Source organism: Rhizobium sp. TAL182 (assembly GCF_002117725.1).
In the GTDB taxonomy this organism is placed as follows: Bacteria; Pseudomonadota; Alphaproteobacteria; order Rhizobiales; family Rhizobiaceae; genus Rhizobium; species Rhizobium esperanzae.
This window is the reverse complement of record NZ_CP021027.1, coordinates 174,556-199,440: the sequence shown is the minus strand read 5'-3', so window position 1 is coordinate 199,440 and position 24,885 is coordinate 174,556. Positions and strand designations below refer to the sequence as shown.

25 protein-coding genes and 4 pseudogenes are annotated in these 24,885 nt (G+C 59.3%); 6 read left to right on the top strand and 23 right to left on the bottom strand.

The window, feature by feature from the left end; translation table 11 throughout:
- Positions 1-5: 5 nt before the first annotated feature.
- Together Tal182_RS25395 and Tal182_RS25390 are read right to left on the bottom strand one after the other, a co-directional pair.
- Positions 6-275, bottom strand: a complete 270-nt coding sequence (locus Tal182_RS25395; protein WP_008536018.1) for a type II toxin-antitoxin system prevent-host-death family antitoxin — start codon at positions 273-275, stop codon at positions 6-8.
- A 154-nt stretch (positions 276-429) separates the two neighbouring features.
- The gene (locus Tal182_RS25390; protein WP_004676098.1) at positions 430-912 is read right to left on the bottom strand and encodes a hypothetical protein; all 483 of its coding nucleotides are present in this window, start codon (positions 910-912) and stop codon (positions 430-432) included.
- 502 nt (positions 913-1,414) lie between these two features.
- Between Tal182_RS25390 and Tal182_RS25380 the strand changes: the two genes are divergently transcribed.
- Positions 1,415-1,720 carry a WGR domain-containing protein gene (locus Tal182_RS25380; RefSeq protein WP_037147023.1) on the top strand — a complete coding sequence of 102 codons (306 nt, stop codon included), beginning with the start codon at positions 1,415-1,417 and terminating at the stop codon, positions 1,718-1,720.
- An 80-nt stretch (positions 1,721-1,800) separates the two neighbouring features.
- On the opposite strand, the gene Tal182_RS32440 is transcribed toward Tal182_RS25380, so the two are convergent.
- The 6 genes and pseudogenes from Tal182_RS32440 to Tal182_RS32925 all read right to left on the bottom strand — a co-directional run.
- On the bottom strand, positions 1,801-1,968 hold the full coding sequence (locus tag Tal182_RS32440; RefSeq protein WP_004676096.1) for a hypothetical protein: 168 nt from the start codon (positions 1,966-1,968) through the stop codon (positions 1,801-1,803).
- 345 nt (positions 1,969-2,313) lie between these two features.
- Positions 2,314-2,637 carry a DUF736 family protein gene (locus Tal182_RS25375; protein WP_004676095.1) on the bottom strand — a complete coding sequence of 108 codons (324 nt, stop codon included), beginning with the start codon at positions 2,635-2,637 and terminating at the stop codon, positions 2,314-2,316.
- Between the two features lie 600 nt (positions 2,638-3,237).
- Complete coding sequence (locus Tal182_RS25365; RefSeq protein ID WP_008536014.1) at positions 3,238-3,636, bottom strand: type II toxin-antitoxin system VapC family toxin; 399 nt, start codon at positions 3,634-3,636, stop codon at positions 3,238-3,240.
- A complete protein-coding gene (locus tag Tal182_RS25360) occupies positions 3,633-3,899 on the bottom strand; it encodes a hypothetical protein (RefSeq protein WP_004676093.1) in 267 nt (88 codons plus the stop codon). The genes Tal182_RS25365 and Tal182_RS25360 overlap by 4 nt, the downstream gene beginning before the upstream one ends.
- A gap of 84 nt (positions 3,900-3,983) precedes the next feature.
- Positions 3,984-4,846 (bottom strand): annotated as a pseudogene (locus Tal182_RS25355) (DUF2493 domain-containing protein).
- 237 nt (positions 4,847-5,083) lie between these two features.
- Positions 5,084-5,341, bottom strand: a pseudogene (locus Tal182_RS32925) (toprim domain-containing protein); the annotation flags it as partial.
- 309 nt (positions 5,342-5,650) lie between these two features.
- Between Tal182_RS32925 and Tal182_RS25350 the strand changes: the two are divergent.
- From Tal182_RS25350 to Tal182_RS25340, 3 genes are all read left to right on the top strand, one after another.
- Positions 5,651-6,841, top strand: coding sequence for a DUF1173 domain-containing protein (locus Tal182_RS25350; protein ID WP_037146978.1), 1,191 nt, complete (start codon positions 5,651-5,653; stop codon positions 6,839-6,841).
- Positions 6,842-7,353: 512 nt separating this feature from the next.
- Positions 7,354-7,800 (top strand): DNA-binding protein, encoded by a 447-nt coding sequence (locus Tal182_RS25345; RefSeq protein WP_244597434.1) that lies wholly within the window; start codon positions 7,354-7,356, stop codon positions 7,798-7,800.
- Positions 7,790-8,368 carry a PIN domain-containing protein gene (locus Tal182_RS25340; RefSeq protein WP_008536010.1) on the top strand — a complete coding sequence of 193 codons (579 nt, stop codon included), beginning with the start codon at positions 7,790-7,792 and terminating at the stop codon, positions 8,366-8,368. The genes Tal182_RS25345 and Tal182_RS25340 overlap by 11 nt, the downstream gene beginning before the upstream one ends.
- 43 nt (positions 8,369-8,411) lie before the next feature.
- Here the strand turns inward: Tal182_RS25340 and virB11 are convergent, their stop codons facing one another.
- From virB11 to Tal182_RS25275, 13 genes are read right to left on the bottom strand one after another with little or no spacing between them, the layout of a single operon-like run.
- The gene (virB11, locus tag Tal182_RS25335) at positions 8,412-9,440 is read right to left on the bottom strand and encodes a P-type DNA transfer ATPase VirB11 (protein ID WP_037146974.1); all 1,029 of its coding nucleotides are present in this window, start codon (positions 9,438-9,440) and stop codon (positions 8,412-8,414) included.
- An 8-nt stretch (positions 9,441-9,448) separates the two neighbouring features.
- On the bottom strand, positions 9,449-10,621 hold the full coding sequence (gene virB10, locus Tal182_RS25330; protein WP_037146971.1) for a type IV secretion system protein VirB10: 1,173 nt from the start codon (positions 10,619-10,621) through the stop codon (positions 9,449-9,451).
- A gap of 8 nt (positions 10,622-10,629) precedes the next feature.
- On the bottom strand, positions 10,630-11,487 hold the full coding sequence (gene virB9 / locus Tal182_RS25325) for a P-type conjugative transfer protein VirB9 (RefSeq protein WP_037146970.1): 858 nt from the start codon (positions 11,485-11,487) through the stop codon (positions 10,630-10,632).
- Positions 11,484-12,155, bottom strand: coding sequence for a virB8 family protein (locus Tal182_RS25320; protein WP_008535994.1), 672 nt, complete (start codon positions 12,153-12,155; stop codon positions 11,484-11,486). The genes virB9 and Tal182_RS25320 overlap by 4 nt, the downstream gene beginning before the upstream one ends.
- A gap of 1 nt (position 12,156) precedes the next feature.
- The gene (locus Tal182_RS32920; RefSeq protein WP_080712063.1) at positions 12,157-12,438 is read right to left on the bottom strand and encodes a hypothetical protein; all 282 of its coding nucleotides are present in this window, start codon (positions 12,436-12,438) and stop codon (positions 12,157-12,159) included.
- Between the two features lie 39 nt (positions 12,439-12,477).
- Entirely contained in the window at positions 12,478-13,410 is a 933-nt protein-coding gene (locus tag Tal182_RS25310; protein WP_037146965.1) for a type IV secretion system protein, read from the bottom strand.
- Positions 13,411-13,412: 2 nt separating this feature from the next.
- Complete coding sequence (locus Tal182_RS25305) at positions 13,413-13,646, bottom strand: EexN family lipoprotein (protein WP_008537008.1); 234 nt, start codon at positions 13,644-13,646, stop codon at positions 13,413-13,415.
- The gene (gene virB5 / locus Tal182_RS25300) at positions 13,643-14,344 is read right to left on the bottom strand and encodes a P-type DNA transfer protein VirB5 (protein WP_085861368.1); all 702 of its coding nucleotides are present in this window, start codon (positions 14,342-14,344) and stop codon (positions 13,643-13,645) included. Before virB5 ends, Tal182_RS25305 begins: the two co-directional genes overlap by 4 nt.
- The gene (locus Tal182_RS25295; RefSeq protein WP_085861367.1) at positions 14,341-16,707 is read right to left on the bottom strand and encodes a VirB4 family type IV secretion system protein; all 2,367 of its coding nucleotides are present in this window, start codon (positions 16,705-16,707) and stop codon (positions 14,341-14,343) included. Before Tal182_RS25295 ends, virB5 begins: the two co-directional genes overlap by 4 nt.
- On the bottom strand, positions 16,700-17,038 hold the full coding sequence (locus Tal182_RS25290; protein ID WP_037145466.1) for a type IV secretion system protein VirB3: 339 nt from the start codon (positions 17,036-17,038) through the stop codon (positions 16,700-16,702). Before Tal182_RS25290 ends, Tal182_RS25295 begins: the two co-directional genes overlap by 8 nt.
- Positions 17,039-17,043: 5 nt before the next feature.
- Positions 17,044-17,343 (bottom strand): TrbC/VirB2 family protein, encoded by a 300-nt coding sequence (locus tag Tal182_RS25285; RefSeq protein ID WP_007636189.1) that lies wholly within the window; start codon positions 17,341-17,343, stop codon positions 17,044-17,046.
- Entirely contained in the window at positions 17,340-17,999 is a 660-nt protein-coding gene (locus Tal182_RS25280) for a transglycosylase SLT domain-containing protein (RefSeq protein WP_037145469.1), read from the bottom strand. The genes Tal182_RS25285 and Tal182_RS25280 overlap by 4 nt, the downstream gene beginning before the upstream one ends.
- 3 nt (positions 18,000-18,002) lie before the next feature.
- Positions 18,003-18,539, bottom strand: coding sequence for a hypothetical protein (locus Tal182_RS25275; protein WP_018446357.1), 537 nt, complete (start codon positions 18,537-18,539; stop codon positions 18,003-18,005).
- A 98-nt stretch (positions 18,540-18,637) separates the two neighbouring features.
- On the opposite strand from Tal182_RS25275, the gene Tal182_RS25270 reads away from it, so the two are divergent.
- The gene (locus tag Tal182_RS25270; protein WP_037145471.1) at positions 18,638-19,009 is read left to right on the top strand and encodes a hypothetical protein; all 372 of its coding nucleotides are present in this window, start codon (positions 18,638-18,640) and stop codon (positions 19,007-19,009) included.
- A 774-nt stretch (positions 19,010-19,783) separates the two neighbouring features.
- Here Tal182_RS25270 and Tal182_RS25260 read toward each other — a convergent pair.
- Positions 19,784-20,703, bottom strand: a pseudogene (locus Tal182_RS25260) (zincin-like metallopeptidase domain-containing protein).
- Between the two features lie 294 nt (positions 20,704-20,997).
- Between Tal182_RS25260 and groEL the strand changes: the two are divergent.
- Positions 20,998-21,207: pseudogene (gene groEL, locus Tal182_RS25255) on the top strand (chaperonin GroEL); the annotation flags it as partial.
- 761 nt (positions 21,208-21,968) lie between these two features.
- Here groEL and Tal182_RS25250 read toward each other — a convergent pair.
- Positions 21,969-24,767: a bifunctional diguanylate cyclase/phosphodiesterase gene (locus tag Tal182_RS25250; RefSeq protein WP_085861366.1), complete on the bottom strand. Its 2,799-nt coding sequence runs from the start codon at positions 24,765-24,767 to the stop codon at positions 21,969-21,971.
- Positions 24,768-24,885: the final 118 nt, after the last annotated feature.

Genomic DNA, 24,885 nt, shown 5'->3' with positions numbered 1-24,885 from the left:
TGGTTTTATGAGCGGCCCACCTCGTCCTCGCCGGCATAGGCGTCGACGGCGTTTTCGAGTTCGGCAAAAAGCTCATCGGGCATCGTTTCGATAGTGCCGACGGTGCGTCGGTCTGCCTGCCTGATCAGTTGCTGATAATCTTCGATATTGAGGAGAACCAGCCGGGGTTTGTTCCGCTGGGTGATCGTCACCGGATGACGCAGCGCCTCGGCGATGATGTCGCCGGATTTACGTGAGAGGTCACTGGTTGAATACGTCCCGCTTGGCTTCGGCATTGGGCTTCCTTGCTATCGCTGGAATTTACAGCATTTACAACATTACTGCGATTGTTGTGAAACTTCGCAGCCGTCCTTCCTCGGCTCACTTGAGGGCCATCGGCAACTGAGAGGCAACCTCGTCTGTCGCCTCTCAGTATGTGAGATGGTGCTGCTACCACCATGACCAAACGACGCGCCCCGCATAGACCGGGATGCGAGTTGCCAACGTGATATCCTTGATGATCGGCGCCAGCGAGCCGAGTTCGTCCGCAATCAGCGCAACGAGCTCAGGATAGTTGATATCGACGCCAGTGTCGTCGGCAGCCCAAGCGCTCATCCAATCGCCGCCGTTGACGCGGAATTCATGCGTGTCGTAATCAATTTCGAGTTCGTCCAGCAGATTGATAGTGAAGCGCCCGAAAATCTCGATCTCGCCCTCCAGCTGATATTCGGCGAATTCATCCTCCCCGATGAGAACACTTCGTTCCAATTCCATGATGACGCTGATCCGATCGATTGCCGCGTCGAGCCCCTCAACCAGGCGATCGTGAAGCTCTCGCGAAAAATCGCTGTCGCAGCCGAAGCGGTTTGCCAGGACGACGAGCCGGAAGCCGGCAAACTTGGTGTAGAGTATGAGGTTCTGATCGGTTGTCATAATGTGATCTCCTTCGTTGATGACGGAGATCGGCCACTCTCTTGCAAAGAGGGGTCAAGGACCGCGGAACGCGGCTCGCAAGCGGGGGAACCGATTTTTCCAGAGCGCAGTGAAACGCAGCAGCGGAAAAATTGGGGGAGACGCGCCGTCCTTGACGCCGGATTTGCTGGAGTAAAATTGGACGTCAGAGAGAGAAGAGACCCGCGGACCCGAAGGGGACGCGACCGTTTCCGGCGTGAGCCGGCAGGAGGTGTCGAGGATAGAACCGCCGCCCTGCGGCTGGGCAATTCGCTCACGTCATTCCGCGAGAGGGGGCGTGACCGGAGGCGGAGACGGTGTTCGGGCTCCGTGAGCGGAGCGAATAGCACCCGGCCGCCGATTGGCCGGCTCGCCCAAATCCATGATCTTCGGCTTCAACGATCATCACAAAAATGAATCGGTGTGGGCCGACCGATTCATAAGTGTCGTTAGACGCAAAAGCTGGAAGAGGCGACTCTCCGTCATGCTCACTCAACCCTATCAGCTCTACATCGAACGCAGGGACGCGACGAAAAACATGGCGCGCTTCTACGCGCTCGCAATCGAACCGACGTTGTTCGGCACACCATGCCTGACGCGGCGATGGGGACGCATCGGAACGATCGGACAAGCCATGGTGCATCACTTCGACAGAGAGGAGGATGCAGTCCGTATGTTCCTCGAACTTCTCCGATCAAAACGGGCGCGCGGCTATAGGCCGAACACAAATGTCGGACGGGAACCCACGGTCCGGGCTGTCCGCGGAAGTCTTCCTGGTCCTTGCCGGTAATTATCGGCGTGAAGCGCAGCTTCGGGTCGACGCGCCGGTCGATCCGGCGTGCCGGCCCAGGCGAGGAGGCAAACGCCGCCTCAGAAGGGTGGCGCGGCGTCGATGGCGCCCTCCTGCTCGGCGATCGCTACCCTCAGTTCGGCCCGAGCGATCTCCAGCTCCGCTTCGATCTGGCGGCGCTCAGCCGGATCGGCGTTCCTGAGCTCGGCCCGCAGTTCCTCAACCTGAATTTCGAGTGCAATCGTCATCGTCGTCGTCTCCTGAAATGTGAAAGATGACGCCCGGGGTCGTGAGGATCGGGCCGGGTCAAGGATCGCGTCAGCGACCGGCGGAGCCGGCGAGCGGAGGAACCGATTTTCTGACGGTGCCCTTCAGGGCGCCGGCTGAAAATTGGAGGGGCCGCGAAGTCCTTGAGGCGGCACGAGCCTCACGGCAGACTTCAAGTATCTGAGCAGACAGGGTCCTTGGTCTCGTGTGGCACGACAGGAGGATTGAAGGCGGGCTCGATGCCCGCTTTCAATCCCGCTATTGCGCGCAAAACCTGAGATACGGCGAAGCCGGCCCCGATTGCTCGGGGCCGCTCGCTTTGTTCTTCAGTTCGGGCTGTTCCAGAGGATCACCTTCTTGCTAGGATCGCCGCCGGGTGCCGGTGCGAGATTGCCGAAGATCACACCGATCTCGGGAGCCTCAAGCTTCACTGAGAGGTATTCCTCGCCGGTCTGCCGCGCGATGCGGTTCCAGGCGGCGCCGATCTCGAAGCCCGTCTTGCGGTGAATGACGCGGTAGTCGGGCGCTTCTTCGCTTGCCTTGCTGGCATTTGGGACGATGGCGATCGGGGCGTTGACCCGGATCGTGGCGAAGACGCCTTCGAGGATGCCGTCGGTCTTCTGCGTGAGCGTTGCGATCGTGGTGGCCATGGTTGTTGTCTCCGGTTGCTCGGGACCATTCCCGATGGCGCACGAAGAGACGGCCGACCTGCTGCGGTCAGCTCGCCTGAAAATTTTGCAAAATTCTATTTTCCACCAGGATAAACGAACCGAAATCGAATTTTGCAAAAATTTCGGGCGAGTCTTACCCCTTCAGGGGTTGGCCGCCAAAGCAGGCGGTCGTCTATACGAGCGATATAAAACGGGAATGGTTCGGGGCAATCGAAGGAGACAACAACCATGGCCCCCGGTCCAAGCACTGGGGATATTGGCCGCACACTCCACGGACGCTTCGCCCGCATGTCGATCAACATAATACCCTCGCCCGCTCCCGGCTGCGGCAGGCTGTGAGCACCTCGATAACATTTCTGCTGATCGGCGAGGTCGCCGCGGCACCGCATTGCCGTCTGCAGACCATGCTCCAATCCCGGGTGAAGCTGTTCACGCGGGCGTCGAATGAGTGATCTTCCCCAAACGTGCCCGCTCCCAAGCACCTGAGCCGCCGATGGGTCGCCAGGTACATCGCCATTGGCAAACACGCAACCGGAACGATCTGAGCCGGCTTCATCCGCGGAGCCAAGCTCGGTGAGATCACAAGGCAACAGGATCGGAGCAAGTCACAAACGGAATGCCATAAAGCGCGACATTTTGATCGTCCGAAACCAAATACGCTCCCTCCGCCACGGCTTGCGCCATGAGCAGATGATCGAAAGGATCGCGGTGATGAAGTGGAAGAGCAGCGAGAGCGATAAGATGCGCGTCCGAGATATCCAGCCGGTCGAAACCTTGATCCGGCAAAATCGCAACAATCTCTTCGATATCGGCATCAAGTTTGCCGATGCGCAGCTTCACAGTGATTTCCCAAAGGGAGACAGCACTGACGAGGACATCATTCTCGGGATCGCCAATAAGGCGACGCGCATGGTTCCCTAGCTTCTCGTCGTCGTTCAGCCACCACAGCAAGGCATGTGTATCGAGCAGCAGCCTCACGTCCCGTCTTCCATGGACTTCAGAACATCCGCCGGCAGACCATCGAAGTCATCGGCAACTTTGATCTTTCCGCGCAACGCGCCTGGTTTCCGCATGACGACGCCGGCTGACGGCGGGCCGATTTCGGCGACAACCTTGTGATGCGACGTCAGGACGAACCGCTGGCCGTCTTCGACCTGCTTGAGGAAAGACGTCAGGTTGCCGCGAAATTCCCGCACGCCGACACGGCGGGGAGATGGTATCTGCTGCCGAGATTGGGTCATGGCGAAGCTCCGTTTCAGCGGCAAATGTGTACACAATTTTTGCGAAATGCAAGCATCTCCTTCAGCCGTATGGACAGATGGCGCTTACGCGCCATCTCCCGCCGCTTGCCAAAACGGAGATGCCAAGTCGGCGGGCCTTGTCGGCAAGATTTCCGGTAATGCCGGAGCCGGGGAAGATGACGACGCCAGCCGGCATGACCGAGAGCATGTCGTCATTGCGGCGGAACGGTGCGGCCTTGGCGTGCTTCGTCCATTCGGCTTGAAGGCGATCTGTATCACCTTGCGCGCTTCTGCCCAGCAGGCAGCGATACGTTCGGCGCCCTTCGGCGAGCCGCCGTGCAGCAGCACCATGTCGGGATATTTGGCGAGGGCTTGATCGAGTTTCGCCCAGATTCGTTCGTGATCATTGTAGTCGATGCCGCCGCCGAAGGCGATCTTGGTGCCTGCCGGGATCAGCACTTCGGTCTCGGCGCGCCGGCGGGCGGATGGAAAGTCTCTGGAGTCGATCATCGCCGCGGTCATGTTGGCGTGGCTGACCTTGGAGCCCGTCCGCGGCCGCCATGCCGAGCCGCATTGGCTTCGAAGTGGTCGCCCGCATAGGCGCGCATGAACTCGAAGGCATTGCGGCGCTCAAGCAGCGTGATGCCTTCGGCAACGAGGCGCTCCAACTCGACACTCTTGACCTCCGAGCCGTCCTGCTCGCGCTGACCGTTGCGTTGGCTATCCTCATTACGCTGAAGCTCCCGCTGGATGCGCTCGCCGGCGCGGTGGAAGAGATTGACCGTCGACCACAGGAGGTCTTCGAGATCGGGCTCCAGGCGGGTATCGCCGAGCATTTCGAATAGAGCATCGAACATGGCGGTCAGCGCCGACTGGACGACCGGCTCCTCCGGCAGCGGACGCGGGTCCGGTTCATCCTGGAAGGGGCGATGGCCGTAGATCTGCATCTCGTAGATGAAACGGTCGGTTGGGGACGAGGCGGGGCGGGGCTTGTGCCAGGAATGGCGGGCCGCACGCGGCCCAAGCCAGGGGAAGAAACCTGAGCGACCCGCTGAAGGCCCGCCCGCCGCATGGTAAGGGTCGCCTCTCGGCAGGCCCGCGGGCGGGCGCCTACCCGTGCGGCGACCGGCAGAGACCTGCCATCCTGTAGGCCCTCACGCCCTCACCTTCCCCGTCCGGCTCGATCATGCGGGCAGAAAGGCCAGAGCGTTTCAGAACGAGCTGCGCCCTGAGATTAGCGATGAGCCGTTCCGGACTGAGCCGGCGCAGATCCTCGTTGAAGTCGCCGAACTCCGGGGCAAGCACTAGCGGCAGGATCCCCAGCGCCTGGGCGCGGTAGCTCAATCCCTCGATACGTGCCGGCCGGCCGCATCGGCGTCAGCTGCGATGTAGAGACGCCGGCAGCCATCGGGCAGTCGGAAGGCGGCAAGGTGATCGGCGGTTCAGTGCCGGCCGGCTCGAAGGGCTGGGTAGCACGCGATTAGAACTCACTTCATGCTGGCGCAGCCTCTACATTTTGACCGGCTGACTTCTAATCAACGCACCGTTGACTTCTAATTATCATGATCGTTAATTTTAATTTTTGGAGGCTGGAATGCACGTATCTTCTTTCCTGCCTTGGCGTTGAAATCGGCCCCAGCGGCCGTAACATTTACATACTAACTATTTTGCGCTAGTAAAGTCCGCGAAGCTCATGCTACGCCTTCCTTTTACGGCTCGATCAGCCTTTGGCCAGGCAAGGGAGGAACGACGTGCGACAGTTTTTGATCGGCAACCAGGCGTTCGACGACAGTTCTCCAGAGTTTCTGCCGCAGCTCGAACGCGCTTACGAACAGAAGCTCAGGCCACTTTGCCCGTGTCGGCAACCGCCGGTGCCGATGTATATCGCCCGGATGGATGGCCAATTCCTGATCAAACGGATGCCGCTTTCAGGACGAGATCACGATCCCGGCTGCCCATCCTATGAACCGCCATATGAGCTGTCGGGTCTTGGTCCATTGATCGGCAATGCCATCCAGATCGACGCAGCGACGGGCGCGGCTGTGCTGAAACTCGATTTCTCGCTGTCGAAACGAGGGAACCGATCGGCTTCGGCCTCATCTTCGGAGCCGTCGGAAACGGTGCGAAACGATCCGAAAAAGCTGTCGCTCAAGGCCATGCTCCATTATCTCTGGGAGACAGGGGAACTGACTGAATGGACGGCGCTGTGGGCTGGGAGACGCGGCTGGGGTCGCGTCCGCAGCAGCCTGCTGAACGCAGCGCGACAGATGATTGTCCGCGGCGGTCCGCTTAGCGACATCCTGTTCGTGCCGGAAGTGTTTCATCAGGAGGACAAGGAAGGGATCTCCGCCAGGCGCGCAGCGATGTTGGCCGGAGCCCAGTTAACCGGTCCCGGTCCGCGGAAACTGATGATGACCGTCGGAGAGGTAAAGGAATTTTCCTCAGCGCGCGATGGCCAGAAGATGCTGGTGCGCCACCTGCCTTTCCCCTTCATGCTCGATGAGGGTGCGTGGAAACGGTTGAATGCCCGATATGAAACCGAACTGGAACTGTGGCGATCCAACGAGGGGTTTCATCTCATCGTCATCGCCACGTTCGGCATTTCGGGAGCGGGGATAGCTTCGGTCGAGGAAGTGGCGCTGATGGTGGTCAACGAGAACTGGATCCCGTTCGAAACCATCCATGAACAGCGTCTCCTGGAGCGGCTCTCAAGCCTGAAGCGAAGAAGCGTGAAAGGACTCCGGTTCGATCTTTCGCGCGACCAGCCGATTGCCTCCGTGACCTTACCGGAGGCAAAGCCAGCGCCGATCGCCATGTTCATCGTTCCGACGAAGGCCGACGAAGACTATGACGTTGCACTGAATGAGATGATCGCCGCGAGAGCCGAGATGACGCCGTGGATCTGGCGTGTGGCCGACGGCGAAATGCCGCGGCTGCCATGATCCACACCAGCCTCCTTGGTCAGCGACGTAGGCGCCCTAAAAGGAAGCCATCGCCCGGGCGATCTCGAATGCGTGAAGCTATATCCCGGTCAAATCGGCCCAGAGAACTCTCTGCCATTTCTGCATAGCTGCACTGCACAAAAAATGTTTTACCAAGCGGTCAAAATATGAGCATATTGCCTCCAGTTGATGCAGTCGATGGTTTTCCTCCCAGTGCCATCGTATCAGCTGTTCCCCTCTGGAGGTTATTGACCTTCACACCTTAAAGGGCCCTGGTTTTCCAGCGGCCCTATTTTTCTGCATAGTTGGTGAGGCGGCCCCTTTGCATTGCACGATCACATCGGAAGCGGAGCGCTTGCCGTTGGCGGTAACCCACGCTTCAAGTTGGCGGGTCGAGCTCGTTCGCCGCGCGCTCCTATGGCACCCGGAAATCGGAGATGGAAAGCGGAGGATATTTCAGTTATTGCAGTTATGAGCGACTTGCCCTATATACATGGTCAGAGGTGTTCGCCATGACCAGCCATGTTCTTCAATTTACCAAATTGTCGGATCGCGACCGCAAGGCCGTCGCGCCTATGCCAAATCTGGCGGAGGGCGACCAACTGGAACTACGGATTCGCCGTGAAAGTGGACAACTTCAAACCCTTTCTCTCCCAGCCTCGGCTCTCGCGCCTGTCGAAGCACTCCTCGATCATCTGTTGCGCGGCAAGCGTGTTGCCGTGCTCACGGAAGATCAGGAATTGAGCCCGACCGACGCCTCCACCATCCTCGGCATCTCACGTCCTCTCGTGGTGCTGCGCATGGATCGCGGCGATCTGCCCTTCCGCTATGTCGGCAAGCACCGCCGAGCCAAGTTGAAGGATGTTCTCTCGCTCAAGGCCAAGCTCGATGCTCGCCAGAAAAGCCTCGACGCGCTGGCCGAGGACACAGAGGATCTGATCGTCAATCATGGCCTCTAAGCCGCCTGTCGCGGTCTATGATGCCTGCGTCCTCTACCCTTTCCATTTGCGTAATGTCTTGGTCCAGTGTGCTTTCGACGGTCTCGTCGACGCACGCTGGACCGACGACATCCACGCCGAGTGGATTCGCAATCTGGCCATCGGCTCACCCGAGATACCCTTCCCCCGTCTGGAAGCGACCCGTGATCGGATCAAAAAAGTCTTGCCCGATGCCGATGTCGGCAACCGCCGAATTCTCATCCCCGACCTCTCGCTACCGGATCCGGATGATCGTCATGTTTTAGCTGCAGCCATCGCCGGAAAGGCTTCTGTGATTGTCACGTGGAATCTCAAGGATTTCCCAGCCGCGGACCTTCGGCCTCATGGGGTGACCTGCGTATCGCCAGACAATTTCCTCGTGGGCCTCCATTCCACCTTTTCGAGCGCATTGATCGACAGCATCAGGCACGCCCGGTTGAATTTACGCAAGACGGTGCCGGCGGTTCACGAATTCATTGATGCACTGGACCATCAGGGGCTCCGCGCGTTTTCAGTGGTCCTGCGTGAGAAGGCAGCACAATTGGACTGACGGTCGAGACCGACAGAATTGTTAGAGGCCCGGAAGCAACCCGTTAAGCTCGATCCGACGAAGAGCGGCCGAGGTCAGTCGTGGCGTCTCGATAGTAGATCTCGCTCACCCGAAACCGGCCGTCGATACGCTTGCATTGGATGATGATGTCGACCGCGATCGTCAACATCTCGCGGATGTCGTGCCGTTCGAGGTCCCCACCACCCTCCGACTCCTTGACCAGCAAAGTCAGCTGCTCAAAGGCGAGGCGGGCGGAGTCGGCATGGACGGTGGTGATGGAGCCAGGATGGCCGGAGTTGACATTGCGGATGTAGTAGAATGCCGTGCCGTCTCGGAGCTCCTGAAGTAGGATGCGGTCGGGCCGCATGCGCAAGCAGGATTCCAGCAGATCCTTCGCATCGACTTTAGACAATCCCTGGCCGCCTTTGGAATAGAACAGTCGAACGTGGTTGGGCTGCGGGACCACCAGTTCCGGAGTGTCTTCGATCGAAATAATCCGCTCGCTTTGCGGAATGTGGCGGATCAGCGCTTTCGATAGAGTTGTTTTTCCCGACCCGGTTGCGCCGGAGATGATGATGTTCTTTCTTGCAAACACCGCCTCCCGGAGAAACGCTTTGTAGGCGCCAATGCGATAGTATTCCAACAGCCTTTGGTCCGATCGGCTCCCGTCGCCGTCGACCCGCAAAACATCGGCGAACAATCCCCCATGATCGAGATCCTCAAGGGTCAGCGACACGGAGGACGGCTTGCGGATGGTGATGCTGACGGTTCCCCTCGTCGTTGCCGGCGGGATGACGATCTGGATCCGCTCATCATCCGGCAACGTCGCCGACAGGATCGGTCGCGTCTGGTCGATCGCCTGATTGGAAAAGCTCGCGACCGAGCGGGCGAGACGCATCAACCTGTCGAAAGAGAGTTCGGGCATCTCATAGGTCTGCCATCCCTGTCTCCCCTCCGTGACAACCTGCCCTGGCCGGTTGACGATGACCTCATAGAGGGTCTTGTCACGCAGGAAGCGTGATAGCGGCGAAAGCAGTTCGCGCACGACGCCGGCGTCGGCAGCTTCAGTCATTGCCGAACCTATTTTGTCACGAGCTTCGAGGAGGGGCTGAAATCCCCAAGGACAGCACGGTCGTAGACGCGATTGCGGGGCTCGGTCACGCGAAGCCGATAAACGCTCGAGAAGTCGAGGTCGCGTGCGACGAAGATCGAAACCAGCTCGCCCTGATGTTTCATGAGCGTCGGCGGAATGTTGATCGATTGCTCGACGGCGATCGCCGCCGCCTGCTGACCGGCGCTGGTGGTGTTTTGCGCGTCGACATCGCTGTCCTGCAGCCGGCTGCTGGCATAAGAGCTGGCATCACCGACGATCGACAGGAGCATTGCGCTGCCGAACCGCTCCCACCAATGGGTGTCCACATAACCATCGATGCCGGCCCGGCCAAGCGCATCGGTTGCCGGCGAAGCCAAAGTGATGATCACGCCTTTCGGCGTCTTCGCCCGGTTCCAGAGAACGAACAGGCGCTTTTGGCCACGGCGAAGACCGCCGCGATATTCTCCGACGATCTGCGTGCCTTTTTCCATCAGCACCACGCGGCCATTATCTGAGAGAACGTCCCGGTTGATGACGCAGCTCGTGAACCCTGGCTGATCGGAGGAGAGCGCGGTCTCGAGAACGCAAGGAATGGATGTCCCCATTGCGACAATGAAATCGCGGTTGCCCAACGTGCCGGCACGCGATCCCTGCAATTGCGTCGGCGTCAGCAAGCGGAAGCGCTGGTCTTCGTTTTCACCCTGCGAGCCGAGGCCTGCTTGATTGTTGCCGAACGGCACATAATTCGAAGCCTGATCCGCCGCCGCATCCTGATCCTGCCGCCGCGTGGCCGGCGATTTCTCGCTGCCATAGGCGATGACCGGCGCACGGCGGGCAGCGTCGAGCAGCTTGTCATCGTCGGTCGGCGCCCGCTCGGCGGCGACAGGCGTCGGGAGTTGGACTGCTGGCGGCGGCACCACTGGTTGGACCGGCTCCTTCGCCGGTTCGAAATCCGATGTCTGCCGGATGACAACCCGCTCCGGCTGGGCACCGTCTGACGGTTTGTCCTGCCCTCGCATCGACCAGAGAGCGAAGGCGACAAAGACGACGATCGCCAAGGCGACAACGCCGCGTTTGAGGATCGGGTTATTGTCGAGCCGGCCACCGGCCGACGTCTCGGCGCGCTCGCCCGGAATCTGGGTCATCTCTTCCTCGGCCATGTCACCTCCTATTGCGCCGCGCCGGGCGGCACTTTGACGACGCGCTCGACCGATGGTGACGTCGTGTTAGTCTCGGGATTGGTGCCGACGCGATCGTAGGCTTCGTTGAAGACGCAAAGCACGTCGCCGCCACGGCGCAGTATGAACTTGCGGCTGATCGCGTGAACGAGGACGAGATTGCCGTCGACTGACTTCGGAACCAGGCTTTCGCTGCCGTCGGAATTTTCCGTATAGATCGCCGGCATTTCCTGGTTGCCGGCAAAGGCGAAGGTGGTGACCTTGCCGTTGTCATAGACCGCTTGCGGTTCGAGCGCCTGGGACCCTTGCGCCGAATAACGCCAGTTGCGCGGTCCATAAGCTTCGTGAAGGGCAAGCACGCGATCGGCCTCGCCGGCCTGTGCCGCCTGCGCGCGCGCAGCTGCTTCCTGGCGCCGCCGCTCCGCCTCATCAGCGGGATAGCGATATTTCACATAGAAATAGGTGTTCTGACCGGCTTCGACGCTGCCGTCGCGGACGGTGAGTTCCATCTGATAGCTGCGGGTCGAGCCGTCCCGTCGTGTCGTCACGACCGAGATATTCGTCACCGGCTGATTTTCCCTGGGCTTCAGGAACAGGATGTTGCCGGCCGGCGCCACTTCCCAAGCAACGCTGTTGCCAAGCGCCACATGAGCGATTTCCTCGTCGGCGGCGAATTCGATTTGCACCGAAGACCGCAGCGTGCCGACGACTTTGGTGATGTTATAGGGCTGGTAGTCGACGAAACGGATGCGGCTGTCCTGCGTGGCGCCGCGCGGCGTCTCGAGGGCGAGCGCTGCAGACGAAAACCCGGTGGCCAGGATGAGCGGAAGGAGAAAGTGCGGTCTCAATTGATGGTCTCCGGATCGGCGCGATATTCGCTGACGACGAAGCCGAGCGGATTGGTCAGCCGGTCGGTCGAGGACATCGGAGCGTTGGCATAGGAGAAGGTCAGGGTCGCAACCCAGTGCGTGGTGCGCACCTCGTCACCGCGGGTCACGGTCCTCATATAGCGGACGGATGCCACATTGGCGTTGATCAGCGAGATGGAAACAATGTTGATCCGCGACGTGGCGCTGCGGCCATAAATGTTTTGCGGGGAATCGGGATTGCTGCCGCGGTAGACTGCGGCAAATCGAGTCTGTTCCGGCTGCGTCGACAGCAAGGCGACGGTGCGGAAATTCTCCTCGCCCTCGCTCCAGACGTAGCCCTCGCGGGCGCGGACATATTTGGCCGCGAAATATTTGGTGACGGCCTCGTCGTAGGTGCCGGCGGTGGATGTCAGCGCCGAGACCACATCGACGATGCCGGTGGAATTATCGACCCGCACGACGAAGGGCTCGACGGTTTTCAAAGGAGTGAGGCCGGCAACGGCAAAGACGGAAACGGCAGCAAGCGTGCCGGCGCAAGCAGCGACGAACCAAGCGATGCGGGCGGAACGCTCGACCTGGATCATCCGGTCCTGATCGAACCGGCGGGCTTTGTCGAAGTAACTTTTGAGGTTATTCGTGGTCACCATGTCACTCGCCCTCGCATGGACGGTAGGAGCCCGCGACATCGAAATGCCCGAAAGCGGCCGGTGTGCCTGAAGATGGTTCCGACACATAGGAGGCAGCGTGGCTTGTCGGTTCAGCGGGAACGCCCCGCGTCGCCGGCTGCTCGCCTCCACTGTCCTGCCATTGCCACATGGCGCGGTTCAGCGGCCGGCGGGAATAACCATCACATTTCGGCAGCGGGTGGGACATCGAACCGCAGCCTACGAGACCAGCGGTCAGAAAAAGCGATAAAACGATTCGGAGCATCCAAAAAACCTGTTCAATTATCTGAAGCATTGGTGGCCGTCATTCGGTCCGGCCTGGAGTCAGGCGGCGGCCGACGGAACGCGCGCCGCGGCCGACCGCTCTGACTGTGTGGGATGTCGCCCAGGCGAGCGTGCTTTCATGCGCATCGCGGGCGGCGCCGTAGCCGTAGGTGAGCGACGCCCCGCCCGCCGCGAGAGCTGAAGCGATGCCGGGCAGTTGGTAGAAGACGTAGAGTGCGGCAACGCAAATGGCGCAGAGCGCGATCGGCCGCATAAGCACGTCACTATAGCTTTCGATCGCCGTAAACGTCGTGTCGATGCAGGTGATCAGCAGCGAGCCGATCGCCACCACCAGCACCTGCAGGATGACGAAGTTGGCGAGTTGGCCGATCCAGGATTCCGTGAATCGGCGGGTCGACTGGAACATGGCGAGCGCGATGAAGATCGGACCTATTGCCAGCACGATGGCAAGCGCCAGCCGGGCATAGAGCGAAACTATATAACCGATCGCCGCGACAAGAAAACTTGCGCCGATAACCAGCAGGCCGCCCACGCCGGTGACGATATCGATAGGCCACGAGCCCCGCGACCATATCTCTTTGGCGCACCTCTGGCCCTTATCCAGCAGGCTGTCGAATGTGGAGGCGCTCGGCGCCGCGCCGGAGTTCAGCGCCTGCGAGATTTCGCGCGGCAGCGCATCGAAAAAGATATTGGTGACGTAGGTTTGATACTCGCCGGCATTCCTCACCAGCATGACGATGATGGCGAGCTTCATCGCTCGGAAAGCGAATTCGAGGATCGGTTCCTGCACGGAGCCGCGCAGAACGAGATAACCGTAGAGCACGACATAAAGTGTAAGTGCGGCCGTCAGCGGGCCGCTGACCCAGCTGGCGATATTGGAGGTGCCCGACGAAATGAAGTTCTCGAGCGGTGCCTTGAACTGCCCGTCGACGAAGCTGAAGACCTGATACATCGTCAGCCTCCCAACGATTTGCCCATCCGCTCCAGCCGCAGCTTGCCGTCGGCCGCCTCGGCGTTGCGGCAATTGGGCGTATCACGGAGTTCTCCGGGATTGTTACGGCATTCGCCGATGATTTTCGCGAGCAGAGCATCGTCCGCCATGAACTCATCGACCGTGTAAATCTTCTCCGCCTGCGGGGAGCAGGCCGCCAGAAAAAGCATTGCCGCGCTAAAAAGAAGCCACTTCATTTGAGCGCCGCTCCCATCGTGTCCATGCGCTTGCGCCAGTCCTCGGCCTTCCGTTGGTCATCGACCTGCACCTGGGCCTGCTGGACCATCTGCAGGCCCTGCATGCGCAAGACGTCGGTTTGCAAGAAGGCGGTTTCGGCCTGGAGGCGGGCCTGCAGATCGGCGATGTCCTTGGCGTCGGCAGCACTTGAGATTTTCTGGCGAAGCTCATCGATGCCGTCGATGCGCTTGGTCGCCGCATCGTAGATCTGCTGGCCGAGGCTCATCTGGCCGGCGTTCTGGTTCTGGATGCGCGACAGTTCCTGCGCATAGAAATCATCGGCATCGGTGCGATAGCTGGAGTTGTCCTGCAGGAATTTCGAAGCGGAACTGCCGAAGACGCCGCTGCTGGAACCTTTGAACAGCCCCTCGATCGCGTTGAAGTCCTGTGGAAGCGCCTTGCGGATCGACGGATCGTTCAGCAGGTTGGCGACGTCGGCCATGTTGGTGATCTTGTTCAGCGAGCCGTAGAGCTGCTGGGCCTGCTGGAGCTGCTGGTTCAAGGCGTCGAGCTGGGACTTCAGCTGCGTAATGCTCTCGGTCTGCTTGGCGATCGATGTCTGATCGATGACGGGGATGCCCTGCGCCGATGCCAGCACCGCCGACGCCAAAAGAGCGGCCGATACGAACAATGGCCGCATCGTTCCTGTACGGATCATGCTGTCTTCCTCCTCTGATGAAACACGGCAAGCCAGTCCTCCCGTCCCTCGCCGATCTCCGATCGGATGGCATCGGCAAGCTCGACATTGGCCGTCCGGCCGGAGAGGATGGCGAGCTCGTCGTCGAAGCCGCTGAGGTTCAATTCGGCGACAACGCTGTTGTGCTCCTGCTTGACGATGAACCGGCGGCTTTCGACGGAGAGCTCTCGTGACACGAGCTCGAATTCGCGCTCAGTCAGCTTGAAGCCGTCGACATAGTCGGCGCGGTCGCCGCGCGGGTTCGGAAGAAAGATCTGGGTCGGGCACTGCTCGATGATAGTGTGGGCGATCGGCGATACGATGGCGTCGCGAGGGCTCTGAGTCGCAAACAGCATGAGACCGTTCTGCTTGCGGATCGTCTTGAGCTTGTTCTGGGCGAGATCACGAAAGCCTTCATCATGCAGCGCCTTCCAGAACTCGTCGATGACGATGATGATGCGACGCCCGTCGATCAGTTGCTCGATGCGATAGAACAGGTAAGCCATCAACGGCGTGCGGATTTCCTCGTTGTCGAGGAAATCGGTCATGTCGTAGCCGATGAACCTGGCGCCAATTCCGATATCGTCGGCTTCGTTGTCGAAGACCCAACCCAGCGGCCCGCCCCTCTCCCAGCGTCGCAGACGTGCGGCAATGCCCTCGGGATCGGTGTTGTTGAGGAAGGTGCGCAGGGCGCCGATGGAGCGACGCTCCACCGGCAGGTCCGCCACCCCGTCGACCGCCGAGGCGACGTCGCGCACCTCGGTGATCGATAGTTCGCCAGATCCGGACCGGACCAGCTTGGCGATCCAACCGGTGAGGAATATTTTGTTTTCCGCAGTGAATTCCAGTGCTTTCAACGGCGCGCAGCCGGTGGCGACACCATTCCTCAGCGGCAGATAAGTACCGCCGGCCGCGCGTACGAAGAGATCCGCGCCGCGGTCCTTGTCGAAAAAGACCATATGCGGATCGTGCTTTTCGAGCTGCGACAGCATGAAGTTCAACAGCACCGTCTTGCCCGCACCCGACGGGCCGCAGACGAAAGTGTTGCCGAGGTCGCCGTGGTGAAAGTTGAAATAAAAGGGTGAGCCGGATGCGGTCTTGAGCATGGCGACGGCCGGTCCCCACTCGTTGCCGTCCTTCTGACCTGTCGGATAGGAGTGATAGGGAGCAAGGGCTGCGAAGTTGCGCGACGTAATCGCTCCCGAGCGCGCCCGATAGCGAAAATTGCCCGGCAATTGCGCCCACCAGGCAGCCTCAAGCCCGAGGTCCTCGCGGGCGACGACGGCGCCGCCGCTGGTGAGATAGGCGCGCGCCTTCGCCATGTGATCGGTCAGTTCCTTGACCGAGGGCGCGAAGACGGCGAGCGCAAGGTGATGCTCTCCGAGAACGAAGCGATTGGATTCAAGGTCGTCCATCGCCTCGCCGAGTTCCTCGATCTGCGAAGCCGCCTTGTCGCCGGCGCTGACCATCTGGTTCTGCTTGCGGCCCATGATCGTTCGGGCATCGGCCTTTGAGGTGAAGGCAAAGGACTGCGTCAGGATAAGCTCGAAAGGTGCGGTTAGGATAGCGTCGAGCATGCCGCTGCGCGTCGTCGCCGGATATTCCTTGAAGCCGAACATGCCGGCATAGCGGCTGTCGGCCTCGTGACGGATCTCGACGGTCTCGCGCCCAAAAATCACCCGGTCGGAATAGATCGCTGAGGAAATTCGTCCCTCCGTCAATGGGATCGGCTCCCGCCGTCCACCGACGATCTGGTGGAGAACCTCGCTCGGCTCGGAGAACAGGATGCCGTCATGTTCGTGGAGGGTAAGCTGCCGCGGCTCGAACCGCTGCAGGCCGGCGACGACATCCGCCACCCGGTCGCGCAGATGCTTCAAGGCGTGCTCGTCAAGCTCGATACCGGAGCGGCGCGCCTTGCCGAGCCGGGAGAGAAGCCTGGCGGCCTTTTCGGCGGGATCCCGGCCGGGATGCCAGACGAGGGTGAGATAGAGATCGTTGCGAAACAGATCTTCGCCAACCATCCGCTCGCGGTATTTCGCATTCAGACCGTCGGAGAAGGGATTGACGAAGCGTCCGTCGGGATAGGCATTGTCGCGGCGGCGCACGACATGCGTCCAGAGCGCCAGCCGCTCGTCGGCGATATTGCGATAGAGCGTGTTCAGGCTGCGATGCAGGCCATTGAGGTCCCTGATGTCCGATGTTTCGAAGGAAACGCCGTCAAGAGCGATCATCGCCATCAACGCTCGGGTTTCGAGCGCAATGGTCGTCTCGTCGACATGCCTGATATAGGGAATGAAGGTCTCCGGCCCGAGCTCGCGCGACCGGAGCGTCGCAATGTTAGACAAAGCTGAGATCCCTTTCGTCATAACGCCGGGTGAGCGTCAGAGGCGAGAGTGTGGCGCCGCCCCAATAGGCGGCATTGCGCGAGCGGCCACGGGTTTCGATCCACGCAATCAGGATCCGAAACATATTGTGGTCGTGCTTGACGAGCGCGCGAAACAGGACATGGAAAACAATCCCGACCACCGCGTAGGCGATTGATCCCGCTGTGATGTAGAGGACGGTCGTCAGCATGATATTGACGCCCATCGCCTCCATCGTCACGCCGGCGATCATCGCCGGGCGGGTGCAGGCCAGAAATAGCGTGTCGTCTTCGAGGCTCGGAAGGTTCGCCATCGCGCTCAATTCCCGACGATGGTGTTGACCAGTTCGGTGGCGCCAAAAATGCCGCCGATCCCGATAATCCAGAAGCCGGCCCGCCTCAAATCCATGTAGCCAAACATCCAGGCGATGCAGATGATGATGACGGCGATGACCGCCAGCAGACGGGCGATATTGCCGGTCAGCATGTCGACGATGTTCTGCAAGACGGTTTCGATACCGGCGGCCTGGGCGAAGGCTGGCTCGACCAGGCAGATGACAATGGCGGCCGCCATCAGCGTGGATGCGGCAAGGGGGCGAAGAGGGGCTTTGGAGATCATTCACTTTGCTCCGATCGATCATTCTGGAAAACGAGAACCGAGGATTGCCGCCCTGAGCTGAACACGTCCCAGGATGCGGCCTCGACGGTTTGGGAGGATTGTTTCGCAAGCGCCGGCGCCGCCTCATCTTGCGGCTGCTCTCCAGGCCCGATCCGGCTATCGGGCTCGCCGATGGTGAGCGAGTCAAGCATCGGCGATAACCGCTTTGCTTCCTGGCGTACCTGCCTGTCATATTTGACCATGGCGCCGAGAGATGGATCATCGCGGCCATAGTAGGACTGGAGCATCACCCTTTCGGCCTGAGCAGAATCCCCCGCGTGTAAAGCGGCGCGGTAGTATCCGTCGAGAAGCGTGGCCGTCGCCTTGAGGCTCAGGCAGGGATCGAAGGCGTCGGCGACGGATAGCTTCAATTTTTGAAGCGCCTCTATCGCGATACCGCCGAGCCCGATCTGAATATCCTGGTGATCGGCAATCAGAGACGTCGTGACCTCGATCGCCTCCGCCTTCGATGCGGGTTGAGCAGCGAGTGGTGGGCCGCTGTTGATGCGGATGGCGAAGGGCTGAAACCGGCTCTCAAGGCTGACAATGCCGGCCAGCGTCTCCACCTGAACCATCGGCGCGCAGGTTTGCGCGATTTCGACGAATGCAGCACCCATCGGTCAATACCAAACGCGCTGTTTACCGGCGCCGTCGATGGTGACATCGACATAGTGCGGCTGCGATCGCACATTCGGGCGCGTTGTCGGATAGCCGATGCACTGGCGGTGCCCGTCCACGCGCTGCCAATGTGGCGACAGGACCGAATTGTCGCGGGAAGTATAGTCGTTCCCATCCCAGCAGAGGCTGTTGCTCACCGGCTGCGGCGATGTCGATACGCAGGTTGCTTGCCGACCGCCGCGACCGCTATCAGTCGTGAGCTTGTACCCCGCATCGCAATAATAGGGTTCATAGCCAGGCCGCGAACTCTGAAAACCGACGCCGCTACAGGTCGGGAATGAGTGCCCCTCGGCAAGCTCCCGCCACAGCTTCTGGATCGGCGGCCGGCATTCTGCATATTGCGTCGGCCCGCCGGGATTGGAAAGGCATAGAATAACCTGGCATCCCCAATCCTCGGCCCGCGCTTTACTGCCGAAAATAAGATAGGGTGGCGCAACGAAGCAGACCGTAAGCAGTGAATTCAGGAGAAGGCTTTTCATGAACAGGATCCTTCGAGACGACGGCGTCCCATTGCGTTCAGGAGAACCCGCTTTGCTCGCCCAGGTTTATACTGATCTATATAACACAGTTAAATGACATGACAAGCGCGATTAAAACGCAGTGGCACAACCTTGCCTTCTCGGGGCTCATTCTCCATGAGATCCTCGACCATCCGCTGGAGGACGAGACCCCGCAGGCGAGGCTGAAGCAGATCGGCATGATGACGATCCTCTACACGATGACCCAGGCTCACCAGAAACTAACCCTCTCGAATATCATCGAGATTACCGAGCTGACGCGAAGCGGCGTGAAGGAGACGGTCGATCTTCTGGTCAAGCGGGGAATGCTGGTGGAGACGATGGGAAAGAACTCCATGGGCCGGGGGACGGCACGGCAATTCGAGATCTCGCAGGACCTCCTGAGCAAGCTGAGCTCTTTCCGCGCCAGCCAGGAAGCGGGATTAAACTGACTGATTTTCGATGACTGATAAGGCGAGATGGCGAATCACTCACAACTCCCGATCGCATGGCTGCAGGCAGCCATCAGTGACGATCGGGCAACCCGCCCGCAGGCGGGTTCCAATCAAACAATGAAGAGTATCGGAGAAATCAGCATAGCGGCGCCGTGAGGCGGATTTCGGGAATTCTCGCCCCGCTAAGGGCGGAACAAGGGCAGCCGCAGGAGCCTCAGCATAGCGGCCGTCAAGGGAGGCGGGACCGACTGCCCCCGCCCGTGCGTTCCCTATCTCCGTCGCCGCTCAGCATATGGAGCGCGTTGCGCACCGGCGAACTCGGCTGGAACATGACCTACCGGTGAGGGCGCCAAAGCAATATTTTTTGCTAGTTCCAAATAAATCATCCGACGACCCGCTGTCATCAACGCTTCTCTCGATGCTACGCACGACGACTCCTTCGCGCGGGACATCGTTCTCGTTCGCCCTCGGCGGACGATGGCTTCCGCCATCGCGATGCTAAGGGAGGATCTGCCGGAGGAGGTTGCAAGCCTGGACAGTCGCGTGATTTTCAGCATCGACGGTCGAGGGGATGCGCTGGTTCTCACCACGGGGCCGCATGACGACGCCGTCGGAATACTTCGCGCGTCACTTCAATATGCCGGTGAATACGCCCCACTAGCTGCGCGAGGTCAATGCGTGACGATTTTAGACGCCGGTTCGCGGGATAGGAGCTTGCGGCCGTCGGGTCGCGGCAGTGGGCGGCGTCCGGGTGGCTGATAAGGAGGCGGCTCAAGCCGCCTCCTCCTTGTTGAGATCCGGCTGCAGGTCATGCAGGTAGTCGACGGCCCGTTGCGCATGAGCTGCCGCTGAAAAGATGGCGCGCTTGTCGTTGCCGAGAACCTTGAGCCAGCTGTCGAGATAGCTTGCGTGGTCGGGGCGCGGTTCGAGCTCTGGAACGACACCAAGATCGGCGCAGAGAAAGCAGCTACCAAGTTCGGCAATGAGCTCTTCGCGGGCGCGTTCGCTCCTGTCTTTCGCATAGCGGCTCAGATCCCGATCGAGTCTTCGCGGTGCAGCCGTCCAGTGCGTCATCTCGTGACTGAGGACGGCGACGTAGGAGGCATCGTGCCGGAAGGCGTCGACGCATGGCATCTGGATGTAGTCCCGAGCAGGAGCATAATAGGCCGCCGATCCACCGTGGCGGATCAGGGCGCCGGTATTGGAAAGAAGCGGCCGGCAGCACCGATGCGGCTCATCCAATCCTGGTCAGGCCCGATGGAATGGGCAAGGCCATTGAGCCCGGTGATCTGATCGGTGTTGAACACGGTGTAGGTTTTGAGAAAGGGGATATCCCGTTCGATTTCGGCGCCTGTCTCCGTCCTCTCGGCGCGGATGAAAGAGCTGGCAAAGACGACGGTCGTGCCGGTTTCGCCCCTGCGAACGGCGCCGCCAAGCTCGATTGCCTGACGAAACGTCATCCACCTTGGCGATGCAAAGCCGCGGGCGATGGCTTCAGACCAGAGGAGCAGAACATTGATGCCGGTGTATGGTTGGCCGTTGTGGCGCAGTGGCCGGCTGACCTCGGCCGTCCCGCCTCCCGCCGTCCACGGCTTGGTCCATGGACGGACGCCCTGTTTGAGATCGGCGATGATCTTGGTGGTGATGCGGCTGTAGATATCGGATCGTTGATTGGATTGCTGCCTGTTCATGTCTGAACCTCCGTTCGAGGTCGCGGCCATCGCGACCTGCTACGGCGGCCCAAAAGCCGGGCTGCAAGCGCGGCCCGCACCCGCAGGGCCGCAACGAAGTGGAGGACGGCAAAGCCGTTGTGGGCGGCGCGAGCCTGGCAGGACCAAAAGCCGGGGCAGGACGGGATGCAGCAACACCACGGCGAGACTGGTTTGAAACCCAGGCAGAAATGAAAAATCCAGTCTATTACGCAAGGCGGGAGCGTCCGGGATGAATCGATGGACCCGAAGCGTGGCATCGACCTTGCGCGGCCGTTCCTCGTCGACGCAATGGAGAAGGTTAGCAACGAGAGTGCCATTTCGTCGAGGAAGCCAAGACCGCCGAGACCAAACTCGTGGTCTTCGCGCGCATGCAATTCGACCGCGTACCTCAGCCCCTACTTCGTCGCCAACCAGGACAAGATGCGGGTAGAGTTCGAGGATCCGTATATCCTCATCCACGAAAAGAAGCTATCGAACCTGCAGCCTTGCTGCCGGTAAGTTGAGGTCTGATGGAGCATTCCAATCGGCCGACCGCCTTCAGCAAATAGGCAGAACCATTACGAAATCACGGTGCAATCGCTGGCGTTTTTTTCCGCCACCCGTTCAAATGGCCGAAAGTTTCGAGTTGATCGAATTGAAGCTCCCGTCTTCGGGAAGTGGTGGGATCCGGGAACGTTTGGCAAGATTCAACGAACCACTGGCCGCCACGCCCAGAGAGGGTCATAGGGAATACGATGACAAGCGCGGACGCTCAGTCGTTCAGTCAGGTTGCGAGCACGTATCAACTTGGGATCGGTATGACTCACATAGCGCCTCCAACTGATTTACGGCACTAGCCAAATCGTGAAGTTCCGATTTCAGCGATTGGATGATGTCGAAATGTCCGGAGCCATTCGAATTCGCAGTTGAACTTTTCAAATCCGCAGAATTTCTATTCGGATGGGGAAATGGGATGAGCTTTTGCACGGTTATGCTTTTGACGATATTGACTCTGAATAGTAGATTGTACTGGGCAAGTCTTTGCAATGGCAATCGAAAGCGAAAACACGTCAACGTATGTTTCGTCGCGCAATTCGGTACAGGGCCTGCATATTTCGGAACATCAAAGCACCTGAAGTTTTCAGTAGTTCCTGTTGGTCCGCGTTTTATCCAATCGCCCAGAGTAGTTTGGGCTTCCGTTGGATGAGTGCGGTATAAACAGCGCCGCAGGTGGCGTGGATCCTGCGCGCTGTTAGCCGTAGGCTTCACGCGGTTCGGGTCCCAACAGATGCGGGAGGCAAGCGCATGAGTGCCACCCCTTCCTCTGCGGGCATCGGCGTAAGATGGGAATCACCGCGAGAGAACTCGGGCACTGCGTTTGCAGCGAGAAGTTCGGACTTCGGGATGGGCTTGCTATAGTAGAACCCCTGTGCCACAGCGCAGCCGCTTTCAGCCAAGAATTTTTCTTGATCGACCGTCTCCACGCCCTCAGCGACTACATTTTGCCCTAGGCAGCGCGCAATTGAGAGAATTGCCTTGACCAGTTCTCTACTTCGCTTGTCGGATCGATTGATGAATGACCGGTCAATTTTGAGGGTATCAATGGGAAAGTTAGCCAAATAGCTCAGAGATGAGTAGCCGGTGCCGAAATCATCGATCGCTATGGAAATTCCGCTCGCATGCAATTGAGAGAGTGTCGTCGAAACGCCCTCGCAGTTATGGAGCAGGAGACTCTCAGTTATTTCAACCTCGATCCACTCCGCACGACAACCGGTTTCCTGCAATACGTCCGCCACCGTTTGCGACAAACGCGGGCATTGAAACTGCTTAGGAGACAAATTTATCGCAATCTTGTGCGGGGGCAGTCCATCTGCATTCATGACGGCAGCCGTGCAACACGCCTCATGCAGCACCCATCGTCCAAGATCGATGATCAATCCCGTTTCCTCGGCGACACCTATGAATTCTCCCGGAGGGATCAATCCCATCTTCGGATGATGCCATCGTAGCAGTGCTTCTGAACCGATCACCTTTCCGTTGTCCAATAGGACCTTTGGCTGATAATGGAGTTCAAGTTGCTCATGTTTCAAAGCTAGGCGTAGGTCTGATTCTAGCGCTAGGCGCTTTTCAGCCCCAATCGTGAGATCCTTTGAGTAGAAGCGGAAGTTGCTACGCCCCGAGCGCTTCGCCAAATACATCGCAGAATCCGCATATTTCACCAAATCGTCGGGAGCGTCGCCGTCATTTGGAAATACCGATATCCCGATGCTGCAGGATACAAAGATCTCCCTGTCGGAAAGCATGAAGCGTTCGCCGAATGCGGCAAGCATTCTGCTGGCAATTTGAGCCAAATCGTCATTGTCCTGAACATTGGGCAGCAAGACTGCAAATTCATCTCCACCGAGTCTCGCCACGGTGTCGCTGGCACGGACGCCTTTTTTCATGCGTGTCGCCACCTGCCGCAGTAACTCGTCACCGACGGGATGTCCCATAGTGTCATTGATCGCTTTGAAATGGTCCATGTCGATCAGCATCACCCCGGCTCGCTGGCCCGCCGAAGCCGCGTCCCCGATCATCTCGCGTAGCCGTTCATTGAAAAGTGTCCGGTTAGGCAGGCCGGTCAGAGAATCGTAGAATGCCATCTGATGGATTTTCTTACGGGACGTGTCCAGTTCGGTGATATCGCGGGCGACGCCGAGGATCCCCATCAGCTTTCCCCCCGTGAATACCGGAACCTTACGAGTCTCCAAAAGCGTTGATCGACCGTCCTCGTGAGCGGTAAACCGTTCCTCATTGATGAGAATACGGCCGGCTTGCATGGCCTCCTCATCCTTGTCACGAAAAAACTGGGCGAGTTCGGGAGTAAACAGGTCATAATCCGTTTTCCCGACGATTTCCGCTTCTGCCTTGCCGACCAATTCTTCGAAGGCATGATTGCACAACAGATATTTGCCTGTTACGTCTTTCAGCCATACCATATCCGGAATGGTCTGCAGGACACTTAGGAGGCGAGCCCGAGCTTCAATAGTTGTGCCCTCGGCGTGCTTTCGTTCGGTAATATCGCGAGATAACACCAGAAAAGTGACGGTTGAGTGATTGCTGCTTGGTCGCCTTGCGACCGACAGTTCAAACCAACGGGATTCGCCGTTTGGTAGGGCTATACGGACACAACGACCGTAGGAGGCGCCGGTTTCATCGGCTTCTTCAAGAGCCAGCATAGCGATGTCGGCCTGATCTGGAGGGAGCACATCGCGGACAAGCTTGCCGAGCAGCACTTCTTTTCGCTGCGCCAGGATCTCCTGATTCCTTGCCCAGACCTGCAGGTAGCGACCGTCGGCATTTACCTCGAACAGAACGTCAGGAATGGCGGCAATAATTCCCTCTGCGAATTCAAGAGCCTCTTTGAGATCATGCTCCGCACGTTTTCGCTCTGTGATGTCCAACATCGCGCCAACCAAGCCGATCCTGTTACCAGCGATATCAGTGATTGCGGTCTTGCTGAGTAAAAGATCAACGACACCACCATTCTCGGTGGTGGCCTTTGCTTCATATTGCTGAACACCGCCATTTGCAAAAAGCGCCTCGTCCAACGCGGCATACGTCTCGGCTATGGGTGCGGGCACCAAATCGAAAACGGTTTTTCCGATAATATCTCCTTTTGAGCGGCCGGAGAAGCTTTCGAAGGCCCTGTTGCAACCAAGGTGTATCCCATCTCTGTTTTTGAAGAAGACGGGTAACGGGATCGCGTCGAGTACGACGGCACTCGACATCTCTTCGGCGTTGAATGGCAAGTCGACGTTTGTCGCAGGATGCCGGGGATTCGCCCGGAAAGCCTTCTCAAACGGTTGCTTCAGACTTGCGACATCTGCGTCGTGACCGTGCGATGGCCGGACAGCGGAGGCTTCCGAAAATGGCGGGGCCGTGCCCGTGGCAAGCGGAGGGCTGGCATTGACCGCGTTGCGGAAGGCTCCACGCCCCTGGTCGATTTGAGCATCAGTCGCCATCTGCACTTCCACAGGCTGTTCGGGGCGGGATGTGCGTTCCGATTGACGTACGTGTTTCATGTGCCTGTCCTGCTTTGTCACGTGGCTGAGCAATCATGCGTCAAGCCAGCATTTTGTTAGGACCGCACAAGTCATTTGGCGGAGTACCATGCCGCTACCCCACCGGGATATCGCTCTC